The sequence below is a fragment of the Sphingobium sp. LMA1-1-1.1 genome, assembly GCF_040676365.1.
GTDB lineage: Bacteria > Pseudomonadota > Alphaproteobacteria > Sphingomonadales > Sphingomonadaceae > Sphingobium.
The window spans coordinates 43,342-67,308 of record NZ_JBEGHS010000045.1; the positions used below are offsets into that span (position 1 = coordinate 43,342).

The 23,967-nt window shown below is 63.4% G+C and carries 19 protein-coding genes and 1 tRNA gene; 11 read left to right on the forward strand and 9 right to left on the reverse strand.

Features of this window, described 5'->3' with window-relative positions; genetic code table 11:
* The first annotated feature begins 196 nt into the window (after positions 1–196).
* The 4 genes from hsdR to MRBLMA1_RS16940 are packed head-to-tail and all read left to right on the forward strand — an operon-like array spanning position 197 to position 6,114.
* On the forward strand, positions 197–2,569 hold the full coding sequence (hsdR, locus tag MRBLMA1_RS16925) for an EcoAI/FtnUII family type I restriction enzme subunit R (RefSeq protein WP_363738322.1): 2,373 nt from the start codon (positions 197–199) through the stop codon (positions 2,567–2,569).
* A 20-nt stretch (positions 2,570–2,589) separates the two neighbouring features.
* Complete coding sequence (locus MRBLMA1_RS16930) at positions 2,590–4,155, forward strand: class I SAM-dependent DNA methyltransferase (RefSeq protein WP_363738323.1); 1,566 nt, start codon at positions 2,590–2,592, stop codon at positions 4,153–4,155.
* Positions 4,152–5,303 carry a restriction endonuclease subunit S gene (locus tag MRBLMA1_RS16935; RefSeq protein ID WP_363738324.1) on the forward strand — a complete coding sequence of 384 codons (1,152 nt, stop codon included), beginning with the start codon at positions 4,152–4,154 and terminating at the stop codon, positions 5,301–5,303. Before MRBLMA1_RS16930 ends, MRBLMA1_RS16935 begins: the two co-directional genes overlap by 4 nt.
* Positions 5,304–5,319: 16 nt before the next feature.
* Positions 5,320–6,114, forward strand: a complete 795-nt coding sequence (locus MRBLMA1_RS16940) for a hypothetical protein (RefSeq protein WP_363738326.1) — start codon at positions 5,320–5,322, stop codon at positions 6,112–6,114.
* Positions 6,115–6,273: 159 nt separating this feature from the next.
* Here MRBLMA1_RS16940 and MRBLMA1_RS16945 read toward each other — a convergent pair whose 3' ends face one another.
* From MRBLMA1_RS16945 to MRBLMA1_RS16955, 3 genes are read right to left on the reverse strand one after another with little or no spacing between them, the layout of a single operon-like run.
* Positions 6,274–7,050, reverse strand: coding sequence for an ImmA/IrrE family metallo-endopeptidase (locus MRBLMA1_RS16945; protein WP_363738328.1), 777 nt, complete (start codon positions 7,048–7,050; stop codon positions 6,274–6,276).
* Entirely contained in the window at positions 7,047–7,436 is a 390-nt protein-coding gene (locus MRBLMA1_RS16950; RefSeq protein ID WP_363738330.1) for a hypothetical protein, read from the reverse strand. Before MRBLMA1_RS16950 ends, MRBLMA1_RS16945 begins: the two co-directional genes overlap by 4 nt.
* Positions 7,437–7,450: 14 nt before the next feature.
* Positions 7,451–8,053, reverse strand: coding sequence for a hypothetical protein (locus MRBLMA1_RS16955; RefSeq protein WP_363738332.1), 603 nt, complete (start codon positions 8,051–8,053; stop codon positions 7,451–7,453).
* Positions 8,054–8,226: 173 nt separating this feature from the next.
* Here MRBLMA1_RS16955 and MRBLMA1_RS16960 point away from each other — a divergent pair, with 173 nt between their 5' ends.
* From MRBLMA1_RS16960 to MRBLMA1_RS16975, 4 genes are all read left to right on the forward strand, one after another.
* The gene (locus MRBLMA1_RS16960; RefSeq protein ID WP_363738334.1) at positions 8,227–8,895 is read left to right on the forward strand and encodes a multiubiquitin domain-containing protein; all 669 of its coding nucleotides are present in this window, start codon (positions 8,227–8,229) and stop codon (positions 8,893–8,895) included.
* 7 nt (positions 8,896–8,902) lie between these two features.
* Positions 8,903–10,057, forward strand: a complete 1,155-nt coding sequence (locus MRBLMA1_RS16965) for a ThiF family adenylyltransferase (protein ID WP_363738336.1) — start codon at positions 8,903–8,905, stop codon at positions 10,055–10,057.
* Positions 10,054–10,515, forward strand: coding sequence for a DUF6527 family protein (locus MRBLMA1_RS16970; RefSeq protein ID WP_363738337.1), 462 nt, complete (start codon positions 10,054–10,056; stop codon positions 10,513–10,515). Before MRBLMA1_RS16965 ends, MRBLMA1_RS16970 begins: the two co-directional genes overlap by 4 nt.
* A gap of 237 nt (positions 10,516–10,752) precedes the next feature.
* Positions 10,753–10,887: a hypothetical protein gene (locus MRBLMA1_RS16975; RefSeq protein ID WP_363738339.1), complete on the forward strand. Its 135-nt coding sequence runs from the start codon at positions 10,753–10,755 to the stop codon at positions 10,885–10,887.
* 456 nt (positions 10,888–11,343) lie between these two features.
* Here the strand turns inward: MRBLMA1_RS16975 and MRBLMA1_RS16980 are convergent.
* The 5 genes from MRBLMA1_RS16980 to lptB all read right to left on the reverse strand — a co-directional run bounded on the left by MRBLMA1_RS16980 (position 11,344) and on the right by lptB (position 16,002).
* Positions 11,344–11,419: transfer RNA gene (locus tag MRBLMA1_RS16980), tRNA-Val, on the reverse strand.
* An 85-nt stretch (positions 11,420–11,504) separates the two neighbouring features.
* A complete protein-coding gene (locus MRBLMA1_RS16985) occupies positions 11,505–12,509 on the reverse strand; it encodes a MarR family transcriptional regulator (protein WP_363738341.1) in 1,005 nt (334 codons plus the stop codon).
* A gap of 219 nt (positions 12,510–12,728) precedes the next feature.
* Positions 12,729–13,601 (reverse strand): D-amino-acid transaminase, encoded by an 873-nt coding sequence (locus tag MRBLMA1_RS16990; RefSeq protein ID WP_363738343.1) that lies wholly within the window; start codon positions 13,599–13,601, stop codon positions 12,729–12,731.
* A gap of 52 nt (positions 13,602–13,653) precedes the next feature.
* The gene (gene rpoN, locus MRBLMA1_RS16995) at positions 13,654–15,168 is read right to left on the reverse strand and encodes an RNA polymerase factor sigma-54 (RefSeq protein ID WP_133653125.1); all 1,515 of its coding nucleotides are present in this window, start codon (positions 15,166–15,168) and stop codon (positions 13,654–13,656) included.
* Positions 15,169–15,216: 48 nt separating this feature from the next.
* A complete protein-coding gene (lptB, locus tag MRBLMA1_RS17000) occupies positions 15,217–16,002 on the reverse strand; it encodes an LPS export ABC transporter ATP-binding protein (protein ID WP_363738344.1) in 786 nt (261 codons plus the stop codon).
* A 341-nt stretch (positions 16,003–16,343) separates the two neighbouring features.
* Here lptB and MRBLMA1_RS17005 point away from each other — a divergent pair, with 341 nt between their 5' ends.
* From MRBLMA1_RS17005 to MRBLMA1_RS17015, 3 genes are all read left to right on the forward strand, one after another.
* Complete coding sequence (locus tag MRBLMA1_RS17005) at positions 16,344–18,794, forward strand: TonB-dependent receptor (RefSeq protein WP_363738346.1); 2,451 nt, start codon at positions 16,344–16,346, stop codon at positions 18,792–18,794.
* On the forward strand, positions 18,794–19,936 hold the full coding sequence (locus tag MRBLMA1_RS17010; protein ID WP_363738348.1) for a glycerophosphodiester phosphodiesterase family protein: 1,143 nt from the start codon (positions 18,794–18,796) through the stop codon (positions 19,934–19,936). The genes MRBLMA1_RS17005 and MRBLMA1_RS17010 overlap by 1 nt, the downstream gene beginning before the upstream one ends.
* Before the next feature lie 226 nt (positions 19,937–20,162).
* Positions 20,163–22,463, forward strand: a complete 2,301-nt coding sequence (locus MRBLMA1_RS17015) for a TonB-dependent receptor (RefSeq protein WP_363738350.1) — start codon at positions 20,163–20,165, stop codon at positions 22,461–22,463.
* Positions 22,464–22,654: 191 nt separating this feature from the next.
* Here the strand turns inward: MRBLMA1_RS17015 and MRBLMA1_RS17020 are convergent, their stop codons facing one another.
* Positions 22,655–23,761, reverse strand: a complete 1,107-nt coding sequence (locus MRBLMA1_RS17020; RefSeq protein ID WP_363738352.1) for a sigma-54 interaction domain-containing protein — start codon at positions 23,759–23,761, stop codon at positions 22,655–22,657.
* Between the last annotated feature and the right edge of the window lie 206 nt (positions 23,762–23,967).

Sequence of the window (23,967 nt, forward strand, 5' to 3'; positions counted from 1 at the left end):
TCCTATGTGGTCGACGGTTGGGAGCTGGTCCCTAGATACTAAAATGCCATTGTTCAGTTGGCATTTGGCGGACTCTCGGACCGCTTGGCCTGCCAGCGCCGCACTGAAGAAACCGGACATTCCTGCCGTCGAGCGTCGTTTTTGAAAATCGCTCGTTGCTATGTCGGCGCGCGCCCGGCAGAACGCCGGTTAAGTTATGGTCACGGAAGCAGATACTTGCCGGAAACTGATCGTTCCCCGCCTGCAGGCCGCCGGTTGGGATGATGCCCCGTGCGCCATCCAGGAACAGCGCACCTTCACCGATGGCCGTGTCATGTTCGTCGGCGGGGCACCACGCCGTGGGCAGAAAAAGCGGGCCGACTATATCCTGCGGTATCGAGCGGATTATCCGATCGCGGTCATTGAGGCCAAGGCCGGCTATCGGTCCGCTCAGGACGGTGTCCAGCAAGCGCGCGACTATGCCGAAGTGCTGGGCCTGCGCTTTGCCTATTCCAGCAATGGTCACGAGATCATTGAGATCGATATGGTCGCGGGGACCGAGGCCATCCGCACCGACTTCCCGACGCCCGATGAGCTTTGGGCGCGCCTGCGCGACCGACTCGACCTGCCCGAAACGGCGGCGGAGCGCGTCCTCGAGCCTGGCTTCCCCGACGCCGACCGGCCGTTACGTTACTATCAGGAAATCGCCGTCAATCGCTCGCTGGAGGCGATCCACGGTGGCCAGCGCCGGCTCTTGCTCAATCTGTGCACCGGGGCGGGCAAAACCGCAGTCGCGTTCCAGATCTGCTGGCGCCTGTGGGCCGCGGGCTGGAACAAGCGTGGCGACCACCGTCGCCCGAAAATCCTCTTCCTCGCGGACCGCAACATTCTGGTCGATGATCCGAAGGACAAGACCTTTACACCCTTTGGCGACGCACGGTGGAAACTCGGCGCTGGATCAGTCAGCCACGGACGCGATATCTATTTCTCGACCTATCAGGCGATCGCGGCGGACGAACGCCGCCCCGGCCTCTATCGCGAATTCGCGCCTGACTTCTTCGACCTAATCGTCATCGACGAATGCCATCGAGGTAGTGCCCGGTCTGATAGTTCATGGCGCGAGATCCTAAACTGGTTTGAACCTGCCTACCAGCTCGGCATGACGGCGACGCCGCTGCGTGAGGAAAGCCGCGACACCTACGCCTATTTCCATGACGCGCTTTATACCTACAGCCTGGCGCAGGGCATCGCCGACGGCTTTCTCGCGCCTTACCGCGTTCACCGCATCGTCACCGATCTCGATGCAGTCGGCTGGCGGCCGAGCGCGGGCGAACTAGACCGCTACGGTCGCGAGGTGCCCGACGAGGAATATCAGACGCGCGACTTCGAGCGCACGGTCGCATTGCGGGCCCGGACGGAGGCGATCGCCCGGCACCTGACCGATTTCCTCAAGAATACCGATCGCTATGCCAAGACCATCGTCTTCTGCGTCGATCAGGATCACGCCAGCGAGATGCGCGCCGCCCTCGTTCGGCTCAACGCCGACATGGTCGCGAGGCATCCCGATTACGTCGTCCGCGTCACCGCGGATGAAGGCGATATCGGCAAGGGCATGCTGAGCCGGTTTCAGGATCTGGAGAGCGAATCGCCCGTCATCCTGACGACGTCACAATTGCTGACGACCGGCGTCGACGCGCCGACCTGCAAGAATGTCGTACTCGCCCGCGTCGTCGGCTCGATGGCCGAATTCAAGCAGATCATCGGCCGTGGCACGCGCCTGCGCGAGGATTACGGCAAGCTGTGGTTCTCGATCCTCGATTACACCGGCACAGCGACGGAGAAGTTTGCCGACCCCAGCTTCGATGGGGAGCCGACCGCCGAGATCAGCACCGAGATCGACGAGGCTGGCGCAGTAATCTCGACCGACGTCGAGGAACACGAACAGCCCGAAGACGATGACCTCGCGAACGGACAGGATGCGGGGCCGACTGTGCTGCCACCCGACGCCAAAGACGATGGGATGCCGCGCAAATTCTACGTCGATGGCGGTGACGTGGAAGTGGTGGCCCACCTCGTCTATGATCTCGACAGCGACGGCAAACGGCTAACCTGTCGCAAGCTAACCGACTGGACCGGCGAGAAGGTGCGGACGCTGTTCGCCACCCCGGCTGCGTTCCGCGCCGAATGGGCGATGCCCGACAAACGTAGCGCCGTCATCGACGCGCTGGCCGAGCGCGGGATCGACCTGCACGCGCTGGCTCTTGAGGCTGGTCGCCCGGACGACGATCCGTTCGACCTGCTCTGCCACCTCGCTTGGAACGCGCCACTTACCACTCGTGCGGAGCGTGCCCGCCGCCTGCGCGATGCAGAACTGTTCGACCGCTACGGCGACGATGCCCGCGCGATCCTTGACGCGCTGCTCGACCGCTACGCCAGCGGGGGTGCGGACGAACTGGCTTTGCCACAGGCACTGAAGGTCCAGCCGGTGTCCGACTTCGGTAACCCCAGCGAGATCGCCCGCCGCTTCGGTGGCCCGCAGCCCATGCGTGAGGCTGTGGCCGAACTCACCGCCGCCCTATACGCGGCCTGACGCGATACTGAAGGAATACGATGGCTCGTCAGCCTAAGAAAACTGCTGCCTCCCAGACCACGGCCCAACGCCTTGATTCGATCGTGAAGTCCGCGCGCAAGATCATGCGCAAGGACAAGGGGCTGAACGGCGACCTCGACCGGCTTCCCGTGCTCACCTGGGTCATGTTCCTCAAGTTCCTCGACGATCTTGAGCGTGTGCATGAGGATGAGGCAGAACTGGCCGGGGAAGCGTTTCACGCAGCGATCGAGGCGCCGTATCGCTGGCGCGACTGGGCGGCCGACAAGGACGGGATCACTGGGCCGGACCTGCTCGCCTTCCTCAATGCCGATGAACCCATCCGCCCGGACGGCACGAAGGGCGCCGGCCTGTTCGCCTATCTGCGCGGCCTGCGCGGCACCAATGGCGGGCGCGACCGGCGCGACGTGATCGCCACCGTTTTCCGCGGCGTTCAGAACCGCATGGAGAGCGGCTATCTGCTGCGCGACGTCATCAATCTGGTCGATGGCATCCATTTCGACAGCTCGAACGAGATGCACACGCTTGGTCGCCTCTATGAGACACTGCTGCGCGAGATGCGCGACGCCGCCGGCGACAGCGGCGAATTTTACACGCCGCGCGCGGTCGTCAGGTTCATGGTGGATCGGATCGATCCCCAGATCGGCGAGAAGGTGCTCGATCCCGCATGCGGCACCGGCGGCTTCCTGACCGAATCCTATGCCCACATGGCAGGACAAGCCGACAGCGTCGAGAAGCGCCGCCAACTCCAAGCCGGTTCGCTGATCGGCGTCGAGGCTAAGCCGCTGCCGTATCTGCTTGCGCAGATGAACCTGCTGCTCCACGGGCTGGAATCACCCAACATCGATCCCGGCAATGCCCTGCGTTACCGGCTGGCCGACATCGGCGAGCGCGAACGGGTCGAAGTCATCCTATCGAATCCGCCCTTCGGCGGCGAGGAAGAGGCCGGCATCCTCGCCAACTTCCCCAACGATCGCCGCACGGCCGAGACGGCCTTGCTGTTCCTGCAACTCATCATGCGGCGGCTGAAGCGCAAGGGTAAGGGGCGCGCAGCCGTCGTCGTGCCGCACGGCGTGCTCTTCGGTGATGGCGTTGCCGCCCGCATCAAGGCCGACCTGCTGGAGAAGTTCAATCTCCACACGGTCGTCCGCCTGCCCGAGGGCGTGTTCGCGCCCTATACCGATATCGCCTCGAACCTGCTGTTCTTCGATACCACCGGGCCGACCGGCGATATCCATTACTGGGAGCAGCCAGCGCCCGAGGGCCGCAAGAAGTATAGCAAGACTGCACCGCTACAGACTGCAGACCTCGCCGATCTGACGACCTGGTGGGCCGATCGCGGCGAAGATGCGCGCGCCTGGGTGGTGAACGGCCCGTCCCTGATCCAGCGTGACGATGATGGGGCGATCCGGGCCGTCAACCTCGACCAGAAGAACCCAAACGCCAAGGGGGCAGAAGACCATCGCGCACCGGCGGAGATCGTCGCCACCGCGCTCGCGAAGGAACGCGAGGTGCTGGCGATCCTCGAAGAATTACACGCGCTGGTCGCAGAGCGCGACGCAGCATGACCAAGCAAGCGGTTACGCTTGGAGACGTGATGGCCCTCGACCTCGATCCGCACCGGGTCGAGGCGGGGAACACTTATCCGAATATCGGTATCTACAGCTTCGGTCGCGGCACGTTTGGCAAGCAGGCCATCGACGCAGCCGAAACCAGCGCCTCCACTCTCTATCGCATCCGAGCCGGACAGATCATCTACAGCCGTCTGTTCGCCTTCGAGGGTGCCTATGCGTCCGTGCCGGCGGAGCATGACGGCGCGTTCGTATCAAACGAGTTTCCGACCTTCACGGTCGATACCGCCCGCGCTGACCCGGCATTCATCGGCTGGCTTTTTCGCTGGTCCGAGACGTGGCGAAGCCTCCGGGCAGGTGCTGTAGGTATGGGCGATCGGCGACAGCGTGTTCACCCCGAACGTGTGTTGCGGCATCGCTTTGCCCTGCCTCAGTTGACCGAACAACGTCGGCTTGTGGCGCGACTGGATGCGGCAGCGGCGGCAGTCGAACGCGCCAACCAGCTAATTTCCGAAGTCGATTACGATCTGCTCCAAGCTGCACGTAATATTATTTGGCAAGCCGGCGAAGACCCGAAAGTTTGGGTTCCTTGCGGCTCCTTCCTTCGTCAGCGCGCACTTGATGTGCGCGTGGAGGCCGAGATCGAGTACGCGTTTGCCGGCGTTTACAGTTTCGGCCGTGGAATCTTTCGGTCCGAGGTCAAGGGTGGATCGACGTTCAGTTATCCCGCCCTGACCCGCATCAGAGCTGGCGATTTCACCTATCCCAAGCTGATGGCGTGGGAAGGCGCGCTTGGTGTTGTCCCAACCGAGTGCGACGGATTGGTGGTTTCGCCCGAGTTTCCAGTGTTTGAGATCGACGCCGCTATTGTCCAGCCCGCCGTGGTTGACACGTTTTTTCGTGATCCGCGCACATTACCGATGCTTCGTTCAGCAAGTTCCGGCACCAACGTGCGGCGGCGTCGCATTCAGCCCGGCCAATTTCTCGGTTTGAAGATGCCAATACCTTCGACCGCTGAACAGGCGATGATTATGACCATATTGGAGCGCCGCAATGCTGTGCTGGAGGCTCGGCGCGATAGCGTCGCGGCTCTCCAGGCGCTTCTTCCCGCGATGCTGAACGAAGCCTTCGATGCGGCCGAATGAAACAGGGGGACCGACCGTGGCAAAGCTAAACCGCAAGCAGATCGAGGACGCCACCCGCGCCGTGCTCGAACGCCATCCGGGCGGGGTACGTTGGGCGGAAGTGCTGAAGGCGGTGTCCGCCGAGCATCCCGAGACCCCGCCGAACTCGATCCGCGGCGCGACGCACCACCTGTTTCAGCGCGGCGAGGGCATCGTGAAGATCGCGCGCGGCACCTATCAACTTGCCCGTTTTGCCGACGCCGATGCTGCGGAGGCGGTCGCGCAGGACGACGCCATCGCCGCAGAGCCAGTCGTCGTTGAGAATGCCACAACTGATCCGGCATCGCTGTCCGAACGGGATTTCTATGCGAGCTTCGCCGAATGGCTCGAGGAGAATGACGAGGTGACCGTCGCGGGTGCGCTCGGCGGCAGTGTGCTGGGCGGCAAGTGGGGCACGCCCGACGTGATCGGCGTGCTGAAGCCGCGCGCACAGGATATCTTCAAGTTTGAGCCGCAGATCGTCACGGCCGAAATCAAGGCTGCGCCGGGCCAGCCCGTCGTCGCCTTCGGACAGGCGGTCGCCTACCGACTATTCAGCCACAAGAGCTACATCGTCGTACCGCGCACGACCACCAGCGACGACATGAACCGCCTGACTTCGCTGTGCAGCATTCACGGCGTTGGTCTCGTCGTGTTCACGCTCGACCGTAATCTGCCCGATTACTCCGTCATCGTTCTCCCTGCCGTCGCCAATCCCGACATGTTTTACGTCAACACCATGCTCGACCGTCTCAAGACAAGCGAGCCGAGGTTGCTGAATCGGTTGTTCTGAGGTTGATTGCACCCACAAAGTGGGGACAGAAATGGCGAAGCGAAGAATAATTAACGAAGAGATCGCTCTTATCAAGGCGATGGGCGATCCCGAGACTGCCAGGAAGCTGCGCAAGCTCATGAAGGACTGAACGACAGTCCGGATACAGACTCCGGACGCCTAGGCGGCCAGCATCTTCCGGTCGGTGAATGTCAGGATCGTCATGACCTCGCTGCCAGGCAGGCCGAAGCTTTGCTCCTGGATCATGAGCCCGCTGGCCTCGTTGCGATCGAACCATGCCGTGGCGGGGACCGGCCTGGGAGTGGGGAACTCCTTCTTCGCTCCGAACAGCAAGTCGAATGCCGAGCTCTCGGGTGACGCCTCGTCCCGCGGAAACCATTTCGACGGGATCGAGGGCGAGGCCCTGAAGTATCTGCGCCGCGACCGGCCACTACACACCATCATGACAGGGAAGCGGTCGAGGTCGACGACCTTTCGCAAGGTGGCGGTCCTGCTCGTGCCGAACTCGGCGGCCACCTGGTCAAGAGACTTGATCGTCAGCCGGCCGACGTCCTGGAGCAGCGGGGCCAGGAGATAGCGCGGCAGGATGAGATCGGACGCGTATTCGTCGGCCACGCGCTCGGGATCGGTCGCCAAACGGCTGGCCGTGCTGCCGATGTCCTCGGGTCGGCAGACCAGGCACCGGCCCCTGTGGTGGCACCAGTGTCCGATCTCATGGGCGATCGAGAACCGCTGCCGGGTGGACGGCATCCTGTTGTCGACGGTGATGATGGCCCGGCCGTTCCTTCCGACGATCCTCGCTTCGCAAGTGTGCAGCCGGCGAGACCGTATCTTTGCCCCGAGTTCCCACGCGATCGCCTCGAGGTCGATGTCCTCCGGTCGTCGGATGCCGAAGTTTCGCAGGAGCCGTTCAGGATGCGTGTAGGGGAGGCTCAAGCCTGATCCCCGTCTTCCTCCCACCGGCGCAGCTCGTCGAGATCCTCCTCGATACCGCTCTGGTCGGCCTCGTAGCTCGCGCTGCCCTTGCGCGCGGCAAGCGTCAGCTTGCGGTCGAAGTCGGCATCGTTCGCGCGGGCCTGACGTAGGGCGTCGGCGCCGCCGGCGGCACCCACGAGACGCGGACGCCGGGCGTCCTTTGCGGCGGCGGCCTTGGCGCGGGCCAACCTCGCCCGGCCCGCCGCGGCTATGGCGTCGGCCAGGTTTGACTTGATCGACGCCAGGTCTTCAGGGGTGGTGAACGCCATCACCTCTTCGGGCGACATCGCCAGGAATTCTTCGACGACGACGTCCTGCAGCCGCTCGAGCTTTTCCTTGTCATCCATCTCACGTCCTCTGTTCATAAGGGCGCGCCGTTCGGGAACGCCCTGCGAAGGCGATTGGCGAGGCGCTTCCGAGCTGCCGCCAACCCCTTCGTGTCTGTATCTAACGCCTCTTCCAACTGTTTGCCCAGCAATCCGTCGCAAAGGCCCATCACCAGAAGCTGCAGTTCCTCGTCGTCGGCGATCAACGCCTCCACCCGTTCGAGGCATTCCGCGTAGAAGAGGTTCGAAAGGGCCTCGTCCTCGGGCGAGACGGCATCGTCCGCTAGGTCGAACCCGCCGTCGTTGGCCGCGATCAGAATGGGGGTTGTTCCTTCGTCGGCCTCCCTCTTCCGCCTGCGGTGTGCGGTCGAGGCGATGCTCTTCATCGTCCCGATCGCAAAACCCATCACACTAATGTCGGTGGTGCATTTCCGGGTCGTCACCATCCGGTGCAACGCCTCGTGGAAAAGATCCCTGGGCCCCATGCCGGCGGTCGAGGCGAGGCCCTTGCTGATGCCGTCAAGCGTTGCAAGTTCGACATCGGTCAGGGCGAGGAGGCCGTCGACGACCTCGTCGACAGTGTAGTTTCGGGCGGTGGGAACCTTGTCGGGCTCCCGATCTTCGTCTTCCGCAATCACCGAGATCTCCTGGGCTCACCCTGACCAGTGCGCTCCAGCACCGGGATTCGGACGTGGAAAATTTAAAAAAAGTTTCCTCGTCCGAACATCCGCTCGGCCGCGCATTCCAAGATGATGGCAGCAAGTCCGGCCGCTGCCAATAGATCCAGGCCGCGTCGCATATGGAGATTGCAATGACTGACTTGGCTAAAGGCCACGACAAGTTCCAGTTCACCGTCGACGGTGTCGCCTACGGCACCAACGACAAGACCATGGATGGCAGCCAGATCCGTGAGGCCGTCGGTCTCACGCCGGCGAGCGACTTCGTCCTTGTCCAAATCGAAGGGGGTGTCGCCTTCTCGATCGGCATCGAGAAGGACGTTTCTTTCGAGCGTGGGAAGGTGGCCACCTTTCTGTCCTTCCGCAGTGACCGCACCTACACCTTCACCGTCAACGAACGGGGATGGGAGTGGGGCGCCGCGACGGTCCTCGTCGCAGACATCTATCGCCACGGCGGGATCGACGAGGATCTGGAGCTGATCCTCGACAGCGCGGGCGACGCCCCCATCGCCCCCGACGGCGAGGTCAGGCTGGACGGAGAGGGTGTGGAGGGGATTCGCAGCCGCGAGCCGAAGACGGTGACCATCAAGGTCAACGGCCGTTCGCGGACGGTGGAGAAGCGGCGGCACACCTACCGCGAGATCTCCAAGCTCGCCTACCCCGACGCCGACTTCGACAACTTCAACTACACGATCACCTATCTCCACGGCGTCGCCGGTGCGGAGGGCGACCTCGTCGAGGGCGAGAGCATTCAGGTGAAGAAAGGGATGGTCTTCAATGTCCGCCGCTCTGACAAGTCTTGACCCTCACATGAAGCGCCTCGTCGATGAGGGCTTCGAGATCGAGGTGTGCAACAGCCACCTCATCGTCCGCAACGTGCCCTACGTCACTTCACAGAGGACTCTGGCGAGGGGCGCGCTGACCTGCGCCCTGTCTCTGGACGGGACGGGGCTCACGTCGACGCCTCAGCATGATCACACCATGTACTTCGCTGGCGGGGTGCCGTGCCACCGCAATGGCCAGCCCATGCTGAACATCATCAACAGTTCCGCGCGGCAGACTCTGGGGTCGATGGAGGTGGACCACTATCTGTCCTCCAAGCCCGAGGTGACGCACCGCTATGAGAACGTCTACGACAAGGTGGTGGCCTATGAGGGGCTCATCGGCGGCGCCGCGCGTTCCCTGGACAGGACGGCGAACGCGCGGACGCATGCGAAGGCCTTGGTAGCGAACGACGACAGCCCGTTCGCCATCCCGGATTCCGCGTCGGCCCGCTATCAGATCGGCGGGGTGAACCGCAAGCTGAAGGGGCGGGTGGCGATCATCGGCCTGGGCGGCACCGGATCCTTCCTGCTCGACCTTCTGGCGAAGACCTGGGTTACCGAGATCCACCTCTACGATGGCGATCAGCTCCTGAATCACAACCTGTTCCGCTCTCCCGGGGCGCCGGACATCGAATTGCTCAGGAGTTTCCCGTTCAAGGTGGATTACTATGCGCAGGTCTACGCCCGGATGCACACTGGCATCACCCCGCACCGGGAGAGGGTGACCGCCGCGAACGTGGACGAGCTGGGGGACTTCAACTTCGTCTTCGTCTGCGTCGACAAGGGATCCTCCCGTCGGGAAATCGCCGAGGGTCTGTTGCGGTTGGATGTCCCGTTTGTCGACACCGGCATCGGCGTCGGTCTGGAAGACGACGGCATGGATGGGTGCGCCCGCGCGACGTTCATCCGTCCGGGAACGCCCTGGGCCGATGTGCAGAAGCTGCTGCCGTTCGGTGACGACAGCGAGGGGGACGATGTGTATCGAACCGACATCCAGATCGCCGCCATCAACTCGCTCAACGCGATCCTGGCGATCCTTCGCTGGAAGCGGTGGGCGCGGTATTTCCGCGACGAACGGGACGAGGTGAACTCCGTCTACATGATTGAGGGCAACAACATCTCCAACAGGTCGGCCGCATGAGGCGCGTGGACAGACTGGAGACGGTCTTTGTCGACGAGATACCGGAGGTCCTGCAGGACGGGATCCTATACGTCTCCCAGGAGTGTCGCGTCGCCTTGCACAACTGCGCCTGCGGGTGCGGGGAGGAGGTCTCCACCCCGCTGGTCCGAACAGAATACACTCTCACCATGCATGATAACGAGGCGTCGGTCTGGCCCTCCATCGGCAACCACGACTTCGCCTGCGCGTCGCACTATGTCATCAAGCGGGGACGGATTGTCTGGGCGGGCAGGCTGTCACGCCACGATATCGAGTTCGGGCGCGAGCGGGACCGCCGGCTTAAGCGGCCGCCGCCACAGCAGCCGGTGACCACAGTAATGCCGGCTGCCACGTCTGGCTCGTTGGCACCGCCGAAACGTCGCCGCATCCGAGCCATAGTTGGCCGGGTGGAGGCCATCTGGAAGAAAATGTTCGGCTGATTAGGCTATTTTTTCCAAAATGCCATTGTGATGGAAGCACCTGTTAGCCGCTAATGGAATGGCTACCGGCACTGGGAGGTTTGAGAACAAAAAGAGACTCGACTCTCAGCCACGGTTCTGGAATCAATATACATGGTCTGAACGACCGGAGAACCGCAACGCCTTGTAGCAGGGAGGCGCAAGCGGCGCTTTCCGGGAGGGCGGACCATCCGCTCGACTTGCTATAGGAGAAATCCAATGGACAAGAAGGGTAAGCGCGGTCGTGACGCTGGCAATGGCCAGTTCATTACCGTGAGGGAGGCACAGCAACGGCGCAGTGGCGCTATTGTTGAAACCTTCAAGAAGGACTCGCGCGGTCGGCCTGTTAACTGAGCCGCACTAGTCTAACGTGGGTCGTCGGGGGCTATAATGGCCCTCGACGGCTTATGGGTCAAATCAGCCTGACTCACTTTATGCACGGCTCGACTCAGTGCACTATCTGCCGCGTAGAGAGTTGCCTCTCGGCTACGGCCATCACGTCTCCCCTCGCTTGCTCCATGACTTTGGAGGCGTGAACACCTTGGGCAAGGCGCTCTCCTGCGCGAAGTCACGGGCAAACAGCCGCAATGGCTTGGCTCCGCCGGACTGTCATCATAGATCGAATCTGACCGGTGAATGACAACGTCAAATGCCATGTCAGGAACCTATCGCGCTCCCCACAAGACATGAACTTATTGGAAAGGTGACGATCCGGCCCGCCTCGCGGGATACACGGTGGATACACAGAGCCAAGGCCTGGCTGCCTCACCCCGCGATATGGCCAAAAACCGTGTCTTTCCGGGGCGAAAATGGTGGGCGATGACGGGCTCGAACCGCCGACATTCTCGGTGTAAACGAGACGCTCTACCAACTGAGCTAATCGCCCGATGCCAGCATTGATCGCGGGCGTCCGGTGCGCGCCTATCTACGGCAATCCGGACGCCGGTCAAGCGGGGAAGAGGCGATAATCGTCATGCGCAAAGGAAACGGCGGCTGGCGGTGAACCAGCGGGTCAGGGCCTCGGCCGTGTGATCGGCCAGCGCGATGAAGACGCGTCGTCCATCGTGCGGGTCGGCCTGCCGGTCGACAAAGCCCTTTTCGGTCAGTGTCCTGATCCAGCGCAGCGCGGTGGTGGGCGGCACCGCTGATGCGATGCACAGGCTGGATACCGACACCCGCTCATGCTCCAGCCGCGCGGCCAGCAAATCCAGCAGCATGTCCCAGGCGGGGTCGGCGAACAGGTCGGCGGGCAGGAAATCGTCGCGCAACCGGCGCGCGCGCAGCAGGTCGCGCACCTGCGCCGCCTCCAAGGTTGCGGCTTCGGCCGACTTGTCCGCGCTGCCGATCGGTTCCAGCGCGGGCATGCCGATATAGTCGCTTGGTTCGTCCGATATGCGCGGGCCAAGGTCGAAGGATGGCGTCGCGTGACGAGGCCGCAGGGTCAGTGCCTCCAGCGTGCGGGCGAGGCGGCTTACCTCGTCGCTCAACTGCTGGAGCCGCAGCCCTTCACTCTCCCGATTCACCTCATGAAGCGAGCGGGACGGCGTCTGGCGCGCGGCGGCCAGCAACGCGGCGGCCAGATCCGTATGTCCCGGCCGGCAAAGCAACTGGGTCCGCTCGCTGCGCAGGCAGGCATAAGCGAGATCGATCGTGTCCAGATCGGCGACCAATATGACCGGCATGTCATTCTGCAGCGCCAATGTCTCTATCTGCACCAGCAGCCGCTCAACCATCGGATCGGGCGATGGGCAAAAGCACAGGATGATGTCGCAGCCGATCTGCACGTCGAGCCGGTTCGATGCCTGATCCAGCGATACCGTGCCCAGCAGGCGAAGCCCCGCCGCCCGGCTCAGCAGCGCGGCATCGTCGTTATAGATATCGTCGGCCAGGATGAGCAGCCCAGGCCGCTCGTCCCGCGTGCCGAAGGGTTGGTCCGGCGATGCGCCAAAACCGATCTCTTCATGATCCAAACCCACGCCGAAAATCTCCATCCTGTTTGTTTCAGCTTATCGTAACGCCGTCGTTACGCAGCCAGACCATTCTCCACTATGGAGATTTATGCCGCGCATTGCGCCCATCAGCGCGCCTGTAAACGGGTCTTTTCCCGAAATCGCCGTAACGGACACCAAAATGGAGCCATGATCGCCGCCGAAATGGCGGCAATGGCGTTCGTTCGATTCTTCATCCGATATGGATCAGCTTTTGCGCATTTTTGCCCAGACGGCGGTGCGCCGGGCAAAGTCGATATAGAGCGCGCGCAGCCGCATCGCGATCGGGCCGGGCTTGCCGCCGCCGATTTCCTGACCGTCGATCCGCACCACCGACTGGCAGAGCGTGGATGCACTCGTGATGAAGGCTTCCTTCGCCGCCAATGCCTCGGCGACGGTGAAGGGACGGCGGATGATCCCGATGCCGCTTTCCTCCGCCAGCGCCGTCAGCGCTGCGCCGGTGCAGCCCGCCAGCACCGCCTGGCTGTATGGCCGGGTGACGACGCCGTCCTCCGTCACGATGAAGGCGGTGGACGATGCGCCTTCCGTGACGAACCCATCCTCCACCATCCACGCCTCCTGCGCGCCCGCCTCGGCAGCGGCGCGCTTCGCCATGGCCTGGGCGAGCAAGCCGACGCTCTTGATGTCGCGGCGGGCCCAGCGCAGATCCGGCATGGTCGCCACCGCGATGCCGTCGCGCGCGGCAGGCACGTCGAGGAAATGCTTGGCCTGGGCGAACATCACCAGCGTCGGCCGGATATCGGGGGAGGGCAGGAAATCGCGGGTCGCATCGGCGCCGCGCGTGATCTGGAGATAGACCAGCCCTTCGGTCAGCGCGTTGCGCGCCACCAATTCCTTCTGCGCCGCCTCGATCTCCGCCAGGGACAGCGGCAGGGCGATGCCGATCGCGCTGGTCGACCGTTCCAGCCGGGCGAGATGGGACGCGCTGTCGACCAGCTTGCCGTCGATCACGGCTGCGACCTCGTAAATGCCGTCCGCGAACAGGAAGCCGCGATCCAGTACGGAGACGCGGGCTTGCTCGATCGGCAGGAAGCTCCCGTTCAGATAGGCGATGGACATGAAGCTGTTCCTTGTCTGGGGGCGGCCGATCTGGCCCGGCGGCGTTGCCGGGTCAAGCCGCCTGCCCGCGCAGCGCCTTCTGCCGCCGCCGCTGCACCGACGATCCGATGCCCATGGCTTCGCGATATTTGGCGACGGTCCGGCGGGCGATGTCCGTGCCCTTGGCGCGAAGCAGATCGACCAGCGTATCGTCGGACAATATGGCATCGGGCGTTTCCGCCGCGATCAGCGCCTTGATGTGGCTCTTGACCGCTTCGGCCGACACGGCGCCGTCGCCGCCGGACGCCGAAACGCCGCTCGTGAAGAAATATTTGAGTTCATAGAGGCCACGGGGGCAGGACAGATATTTGTTCGACGTCACGCGGCTGACGGTCGATTCATGCATCTGGATCGCATCCGCCACGGCCTTCAGCGTCAGCGGCTTCAGATGCGCCACGCCCTTGCGGAAGAAATCCTCCTGCTGTCGGACGATCTCGCTTGCGACCTTGATGATGGTCTTCTGCCGCTGATCGAGCGCCTTGACCAGCCAATTGGCGCTGGCGAGGCAATCGGCCAGCCAGGCCCTGGACGTCTTGTCCTGCGGACCGGAGGCCAGCTCGACATAATAATGTCGATTGATCAGCACGCGAGGCAGGGTGGCGCTGTTGATCTCGATCGACCAGCCCTCCCGCATCGGACGCACGAACAGGTCGGGCGTCACCGGCGCTGCGCTTTCGGTGGAGAAACGCAGGCCGGGCTTGGGGTCATATCCGCGCAGTTCGCGGATCATGTCCGCCATATCCTCTTCATCCACTCCGCAAATCCGGCGAAGCTGGGGCAGGGCGCCCCTGGCGAGCAAATCCAGATTGGCGAGCAGCTTGGCCATGCAGGGGTCGTGGCGATCCGCTTCCCGGGCCTGCAAGGCCAGGCATTCCGACAGCGACCGGGCGCCGACGCCGGTCGGGTCGAAACCCTGGATCACCGTCAGCACCTGCTCCACCTGACTGAGCGGAACGCCCATGCCATGGGCGGTCTCCAGCAGGTCGGCCTCCAGATAGCCGGCCTCGTCGATCTGCCCGATCAGCTGCGCCGCGATCATCAGGTCACTGCCCGACAGCGCGCTGCGCGCCTGGTCCATCAGATATTCCTGAAGGCCCTGCTCCGGATTGGCGAAACTGTCGAAATCGGGCGCTTCGCCGCTTCCGCCCGACAGAAGATCGTTCCCGCCGGAACCGATGGCTCCGCCTGCCATCCGGTCGCCCGGCCCGTCGTCGATAAAGGTTTCCGCGCCATAATCGACGTCCAGCGGCGAATCCGCAGCGCCCAGACCCTGGCTGATCAACTGGTCGGCATCGCCCGTGGCGGCTGGCAGATCATGCTGTTCCACCGTCCGGTCAACGCCGTCGGCGGGAGGCGCCAAATCTTCGGGCCCTCCCGCTTCCAGCAGGGGATTCTTCTCCAGCTCGCCAGCGACGAACGCCTCGATCTCCAGATTGGACAGCGCCAGCAGCTTGATCGCCTGCTGCAGTTGCGGTGTCATGACCAGCGACTGGCTCTGTCGCAGGTCCAGACGGGGCGCGAGCGCCATCAGCCCTTCCCCTCGCCGAAGTCAGGAAGGGTCGGTCCGCCGCTCATGTCAGAGCGAGAAATTCTCGCCCAGATAGAGGCGCCGCACGTCGGCGTTGGCGACAAGCTCGGTCGGGCTGCCTGCGAACAGCACATTGCCGTCATAGATGATGCAGGCGCGGTCCACGATCTCCAGCGTTTCGCGGACATTATGGTCGGTGATCAGTACGCCGATGCCGCGCGTCTTCAACTGCTTCACCAGATCGCGAATATCCGCGATGGACAGCGGATCGATGCCCGCGAAGGGTTCATCCAGCAGCACGATCGACGGATCGGCCGCCAGGGCGCGGGCGATCTCGCACCGCCGCCGCTCGCCGCCAGACAGCGCCATGGCGGAGGAATCGCGCAGCCGGGTCAGGCCGAACTCGTTCAGCAACTGTTCCAGCCGCGCCTGCCGCGCCGCCTTGTCCGGCTCCGCCAGTTCCAGCACCGCGCCGATATTCTGCGCGACCGTCAGCCCCCGGAAGATTGAGGTTTCCTGCGGCAGGTAGCCCAGGCCCAATATGGACCGCCGATACATGGGGAGCCCGGTGATGTCCTGCCCATCCAGCACGATGCGGCCATGATCCGGCCGCACCAGCCCCATCACCGAATAGAAGCAGGTCGTCTTGCCCGCGCCATTGGGGCCGAGCAGGCCGACCACCTCGCCCTTGCCGACGGTCAGCGACACGTCGGCCAGCACCACGCGCTTGTCATAGCTTTTGGCGATGGAGATAACGGACAGGCCCTCTCCCACTTCCTGGGGGGGAAGGGGCGATGCCGGGGCTGACCGGTCCTGCATCATTACGTCGTCCATCACGTCATCCTTGCTGCCGAATGCTTATCGCAGGTTTAAGCCGATGTCCCGCGCGGCAATTGGCAAGCTTTGTGCATGGGATTGCCGCCGGAGCAAGGGGAAAATGGTTTTTCGCGCCTTTACAGCCTGTATCGCGCATCCTGTCCTGAGGGCCCGGAAATGACGATCCTGCGCGTCCCAGCCCCATGATTGTCCGCAGAAAACAGGCTTCTGGCGGCAGGCGATTATTTTATTCCTGTGTAACAATATTGACCCCAAGGTGCCAACAAACCGTCATTCTCCCCGCCTAGTTGCTGCCGCCAACCGTGCAAGCCAGCACGGCACCTTAGGGGAATCCATCCATGATCGCTCACCCGTCCTCGCGGGGCCGGCTGCTTGCCGGCGCTGCACTGCTGTCGTTTTTCGCGGCCGCTCCCGCCTTTGCCCAGGCGCCTGCGGAGCCTGCGCCCGCCGAAGAGGCTGCTGCTTCCGGCAATTCCGAAATCATCGTGACCGGCGTGAAGGCGACCCGGTCGGCCACTGCGATCACGACGACCGAAATCCAGAAGATCCTGCCGGGCGTTGCGCCGTTCAAGGCGATCCAGACCCTGCCGGGCGTCATGTATGCGACGGCCGATCCCTGGGGCAACAATGAACAGAACGCCTCGCTGTTCATCCACGGCTTCAGCGGCCAGCAACTCGGCCACACGCTGGACGGCGTGCCGCTGGGCGACCAGAGCTACGGCAATTTCAACGGCCTCTCGCCGCAGCGCGCGATCATCTCGGAAAATGTCGGCAGCGTGGTCGTGGCGACCGGCGCGGCGGAACTGGGCATTGCGTCGACCAGCAACCTGGGCGGCGCGATCGAGAATTTCTCCAGCGATCCCCGCCAGCAAATGGGTGCGCAAATCAACCAGACGGTGGGCAGCTATGGGACGTCGCGCACCTTCCTGCGCCTCGACAGCGGCGAATTCGGCAATGGCAACAGCGGCTATGTGTCGGTACTGCGCCAGCGCGCCCGCGCCTGGGACTTCAACGGGCGGCAGGGCGGCTGGCAGGTCAATGCCAAGTTCGTGCATGACGACAGCAACGGCAAGCTGACCGGCTATTTCGCCTATTCCGACAAGCAGGAGCCGAACGAAGACGCAACCACCGTCTTCAAGAACCCGGCCAACGCGGCGCAGGCCTATCAGCCCTATGTCCGTCCCTTCTTCTATCCCGATTTCAACGCGGCGATCGCCTATCTCGACGCCAATGGCACCGTTCCTGCCGCGCAGGCGCAGAATTACCGCAACTACTACAGCGCGGCGCTGCGCACGGATTATCTGGGCTATGTCAAATATCAGGCGCATCTTTCGGATGCCGTCGACTGGTCGACCCAGGTCTATTATCACCATAATGACGGCGCGGGCATCGTCGCCGGGCCGATCACCGTCGCATCGCTTCCCACCCTGTTCTCGCTCTACTTCCCGGGCCAGAATCTGAAGGCCGCGACCGGCAATTCGGGCTATGCCATCCGCACCACCGAATATCGGATCGATCGTGGCGGAGTGCTTTCCTCGCTCGATGCGACGCTGGGCGACCATGCCATTCAGGCAGGCATCTGGTATGAATATAACAGCTCGGCCGCCTATCGCCGCTGGTATGCGCTGGATGTGACCCGGCCGCAGGACTACAGCCCCTATGAACGGCCGACCAACCCGCTCTTCACCCAATATGGCAGCGAGATGCGGACCAATGTGCTGCAATTCCACCTGCAGGACAGTTGGCAGCTTACCCCCAGCCTGCTGATCCAGGGCGGCTTCAAGTCCAGCCTGCAATTCGCCAGCGGCACCTTCCCGGTGCAGCCGATCATCGGCTCGCTGCCCGGGTCGTCGAGCGCCTTGCCGGAGGGCGAGATCAACACCAAGCGCTGGTTCCTGCCGGCACTGGGCGCCAAGTGGAACATCACCGACAAGGAACAGCTCTACGTCAACGTCCAGAAAAACCTGCGCCAGTTCCAGCCCTATGGGGCGGGCGGCGTGACGCCGTGGAGCAGCGGCAGCCAGGCCGCCTTCGACAATCTCAAGAATAACGGCCGGCCCGAAACGAGCTGGGTCTATGAAATCGGCTTCCGCACCAGCCGCGAAATCGACACGGCTTTCCTTACCGGCATCGACGCGCAGGTGAACTATTATCATGTCGATTTCCGGGATCGCCTGATCGGCATCACGCCTGCTGCCGCGATCGGCGGCATTGGCGGCGGCGGCATTTCGGGTGGCACGCCGGCCGTGTTCAACGTCGGCGACGTCAAGACGGACGGGGTGGACGCCGCCGTGACGCTGCGCTTCGGCCAGATTTTCTCGCTCTACAATGCCTTGTCCTACAACCGATCCATCTATGACAGCGACTACAGCACCACCACCGGCCAGGCGACCGGCACGCGCATCGGCGGTATCGCGACGACAGGCGGAGTCGTGCCGACCGGCGGCAAGCTGATCCCGGTCAGCCCGAAATGGATGAACAAGACGGTCGCGACCCTCACCATCGGCAATTTCGATGCACAGCTGGTGGGCGATTATGTCGGCCGCCGTTACACGACCTTCACCAATGACGCCTGGGTCAAATCCTATTTCCAGGCCAGCGCCTGCCTCGCCTACCGCCTGCCGGCCGACATGTTCGGCCTGCAGAAGGCGGAAATCAGCCTGAACGTCACCAACCTGTTCGACGAAAAGGGCGCATCGACCGTGCAGGCGAGCGCGAACACCAACAATTACAATGTCTATCCCATCCCGCCGCGCCAATGGTTCGGCACGCTGTCGGTGATGTTCTGATGACGGCCGCGCCTTTCACCCGGCGGGATCTGCTCCGTTCGGGCGCCGATCTTGCGCTGCTGGGCGCGGCCATGAAGACAGGGGTGGCGGTCGCCGCCCCTGTCCCGGACCGCAGGCGCCCGCTTCTCCTGGCGCATCGCGGTTGTTCGGCGCTCCGGCCCGAACATACGCTTGCCGCCTATGCAAAGGCGATCGAGGACGGCGCCGACTTCATCGAGCCGGATCTGGTGGCGACGAAGGACGGCGTTCTCGTCGCGCGGCACGAAAACAACATTGCCGAAACGACCGATGTCGCCTCTCGCCCCGAATTCGCCAGCCGCAGGACGAGCAAGACGATCGACGGGGAACAGCAGGTCGGCTGGTTCACCGAGGATTTCACCCTGGCGGAACTCAAGACCCTGCGCGCCCGCGAGCGGTTGGGGCCGATGCGGCCGGAAAGCCGCGGCCTCGATGGCCAGTTCCAGATCGTCTCGCTGGAGGAGATCGCCGATTTCCTGGCCGCCGAGGCAGCCGCGCGAGGACGAAGCATCGGCCTCATTCCCGAAATCAAGCATTCCACCTATTTTGCCCGCCTGGGTCTGCCGCTGGAGCCGCGCCTCCTGGACCATATCGGCAAGAGCAGCTATCTGTCCCGCGCGCCGTTGATCATCCAGTCCTTTGAGACGCGCAATCTGAAAGAGTTGCATCCCCGCCTCTCATCCTTCCCCCATGCCCGGTTGATGCAGCTTATTGGCGATCCGGCCGCGATGCCCGCCGACATCGCCGCGCAGGGCATGAAACGCACCTATGCAGACATCGTCGCGCCCCTGGGTCTGAGCGAAATCGCGACCTATGCCGACTATCTGGCCCCGTCGACCCGCATGATCATTCCGCTGGCGCCCGATGGACGACTCGCCCGGCCGACAGGCCTGGTCGAAGCCGCGCACAGGGCGGGATTGCTGGTCGGCACCTGGACTTTCCGGCCGGAAAATCATTTTCTGGCGGCCGACTTCCGCAATGATCAGGGCGACAGCGCCCGCAACCCTGCCGGGAGCGTGGCGGAGATGCAGCGCTACCTTGCCCTTGGGCTTGATGCCATTTTCACGGATGATCCCGCCTTGGGTCGCCAGGCCATCGATCATGCCGGGGAATGGAAGAGCTGACGCATCAGGAATGCCGCCATCGATCGCTGATGATGAGAAGCGCGGCCTGTTCCCATGTTGCCAGGCAGCAACAATGCAGCAGAAATTATACGATCGTCCGGCAATGGCCGCTCTTTGTCACCGAACCGCCACAATCCGCTCCTAGGCGCCACATCGCCTGCGGTGAGAGACGATCAGGGGATCGACACGGCCGGGGTGAACAACGGCTATTCTGGGGGAAATCATCTTGTCCAAAACCTGCTACGGACGGTCAGTGTTGCTGCTGACTTCGGCATTTGGCGCGCTGTCGATCGCAGGGATCGCCCACGCGCAGGAGGCGGCGACTGACGGCGCGCTCGACGAGATCGTCGTGACCGCAGAACGTCGTTCCGAAAATCTGCAGAACGTCCCGGTTTCCGTCGGCGTGGTCCAGGGCGACCAGCTGCGCGGCCTCCAGTCCGGCGGCGGCGATATTCTTGAACTGGCGGCCCGCGTGCCCGGCCTCTACGCGGAGACGACCACCGGCCGCATCTTTCCGCGCTTCTACATCCGCGGTCTCGGCAATATCGACTTCTATCTCGGCGCCTCGCAGCCGGTGTCGATCATCCAGGACGATGTCGTCCTTGAACATGTCGTGCTGAAATCGAACCCCGTTTTCGACGTCAACCAGGTGGAAGTGCTGCGCGGCCCGCAGGGTTCGCTGTTCGGCCGCAACACCACGGCGGGCATCATCAAGTTCGACACGGTCCGTCCGTCAATGGACTGGCAGGGCCGCGCCTCGGCTAGCTATGGCAGCTACAACACCGTCACCTTCGACGGCGGCATCGGTGGCCCCATCGTCGCCGACAAGCTCGCCTTCCGCGTTTCGGCGCTCTATCAGCATCGCGACGACTGGGTCGACAATGTCTATACCGGCGCCAGCGCCGACGGCACCGTCTCGCCCAAGAAGGACGCGATGGGCGGCTTCAACGAAAAGGACGTTCGCGTCCAGTTGCTCCTGACGCCCAATGACACGCTGTCGATGCTCACCAGCTTCCATTATCGCGACTATGACGGCACCTCGACCATCTTCCATCGCGGCGCGCTGGTGAAGGGATCGAACAGCGTCGCGGCCGAACCGCGCACGAAGATCGCCCTCGACGAAGCGCACAACAACCCGCAGGCCTACAAGACCTACGGCGCATCGGAAAATATCGCTCTGGACTTCGGCCCGGTGACCCTGACCTCGATTACCGCCTATGAAACGACAAAGGGTTACAGCCGGGGCGATACCGACGGCGGCGCGGCCGCCAATTTCCCCGTCGCGGGCGTCCCCAACGGCTTCGGCCAGAGCCAGGGCAATGTCCGCGATCTCGACCAGTTGACGCAGGAGGTCCGCCTTGCCAGCAATGGCGACCATGCCCTGAAATGGCAGGTCGGCGGCATGGTATTCGACAGCCGCGACGTGACCGATTTCTACCAGCGCGCCTATTTCCTGACCACCGCCGCGCGCAATCCCAACAACTGGGTTCGCCTGCGCAACGTCAACACAAGCTGGGCGGTGTTCGGCCAGGCCAGCTATGAAATCGTGCCCGGACTGACCCTGACGGCAGGCGGCCGGTATACCGAGGACGAGAAATCGACCCGCCTGGTCCGCGCCGCCGCCAATGCAGCGGGCGTCTCCACCTATGCGGGCCGTCGCTATGTGAAGCTGAAGGGCGACGAGCCGAGCTGGGACGTCAGCCTGCTCTACGCGTTCAGCCCCGAGGTCAGCCTCTACGCCCGCGTCGCGCGCGGCTTCCGTGGTCCGACCATCCAGGGCCGCTCTGCGGTGTTCAACAGCGACTTCACGACGGCGGATTCGGAAACGATCATGTCCTATGAAGGCGGCATCAAGACCAGCCTGCTGAACAACCGCGTCCGCTTCAACCTGACCGGTTTCGCCTGGAAGGTGAAGGACATCCAGCTCAACGGCAATGACGTCAACGGCAATGGCGTCCTGTTCAATGCCAGGGCGGCCAAGGCCTATGGCATGGAAGCCGATCTGGAAGCGCGTCCGTTCGAAAATCTGACGCTTTCGGCGGGTGTCAGCCTGCTGCATACGGAGATTGACGACCCCAATGCCGAAGCGCAGGTCTGCGCTCTCAACGGCGTGGTGGTCTGCACGGTCGAAAACCCGTTGCGCACCGTGGCGACGGCCTTCGGCCCGGTCTATCTGGCGAGGATCGACGGCAATCCGTTGCCCAACGCGCCCAAATATACGGCGAATATCGCGGCCCGCTATGATGTTCCGCTCGGCAATGGCGGCAAGGCCTTCGTCGCGACCGACTGGAATATCCAGGGCTATACCAATTTCGTCCTTTACCGGACGAAGGAGTTCCATTCGAAGGGCGACTTCGAAGGCGGCCTGAAGATCGGCTACACCGCGCCCGGCGGCAGATATGAGATTGCGGCTTTCGCCCGCAACATCACCAACGAGAAGAACCTCAAGGGCGTGATCGAAAACTATATGGCGGCGGTCTTCAACGAACCCCGCATCATCGGCGTGTCACTGAGCGGCAAGCTGTAAGATAAAGTGCAACTGTCCGGGCACGCCCAGCGTGTCCGGGCGGGGTTCTTGCATATTGCGAAACCCGGACAGACGAGAATCAGCGTCAGGTGAGACCGTCAAGCCTGGCCGGCTCGCCTCTGCGCGGGCAGCGATGGCGATCATGCCATCGGTCTGGCGGATGGGGGCGGGGATCGGCCGAAGCGGGATCGTCAGATCAGATCGAGATTCTTGAGATGGGTCCGCACCACATTGCGGCTAATGCCCAGCGCCGCGGCCGTCTTGATCTGATTTTCGCTCGACAGGCGAAACGCCTCGGTCACGGTGAACGCGACCAGCCGGTCTAGCAACTGATCATGGTCGCCCTTCAGCAGCCGGCCGATGAGGGGACGAACCGCCTCCTCCAGCGAGGCGGGATCGGCGCCCGGATCGCTGGCGCCCACAGGGTCGCCCAGCCCGAGATCGGCAGGCCGGATCCGGCCATCCTCACAGATCAGCGTGGCGCGGTGGATCGCATTTTCCAACTCGCGGATGTTGCCGGGCCAGCCATGCTGGAACAGCGCCTCTTCGGCCGCCGCGCTCAACTCCAGCCGGCTGGCGCCTGCTCGCTTCCCATATTGCTCGAGGAAATGGCGCGCCAGCGGCAGGATGTCCGCTCGCCGTTCGCGTAGCGGGAGCAGGGGGATGGCCACGACCTGAAGGCGGTAGAAGAGGTCGGATCGAAAGCGGCCCTCATTCACCGCCTGCTGCAGTTCGACATTGGTGGCGGCGATCACCCGGACGTTGAGCGGCACCGCCTTGCGCGATCCCAGCCGGACGACTTCCCGCTCCTGAAGGACACGCAGCAGCTTCACCTGCAGCGGCAGCGACAGGTCGCCCAGTTCGTCGAGGAACAGTGTCCCGCCATTGGCGGCCTCGAACCAGCCGGGCCGCGCGACGTTCGCCCCGGTGAAGGCGCCCTTTTCATAGCCGAACAGTTCACCCTCGATCAGCGATTCGGAAAAGGCGCCGCAATTGACCGCGACGAAGGGCGCGTGCGCCCGATCGCTGAGGCTGTGGACATAGCGTGCGACCAGTTCCTTGCCGGTGCCGGTCTCGCCCATGATCAGCACATTGGCGTCGCTGGGCGCCACTCGTGCGATCAGTGGCAGGAGTGCGCGCGATCGCGGATCGTTGAAGATCAGGGCGCGGGCGCGGGGCCCGACGGCGTGATGCTGATCGCAGTCATAGGCCAGCAGGGGGCGGCCATCGTCATTCGCTGCTGCCACCAGACCGACGTCGGTCCGGCTTCCGGCGCTGCTATGCGAACTGTTCCTCATTGGTCCTCCATCTCTGGCGTGCCCAGGATAGCAGCATATTGTCTTCTGTTTTGGTAGAAAATAGACTTGCGAGCCTAGTTGAGCTTTCAACGCGGCGGTCAGAGCGGGCGCATCAGTTCCGCTCGCCACACCATCACCACGCGCGATGCCTTCGCCGTGCGCCCTTCCTGACCACCCGGTGCCGCTCGACGCCTCCGCTTGGCATG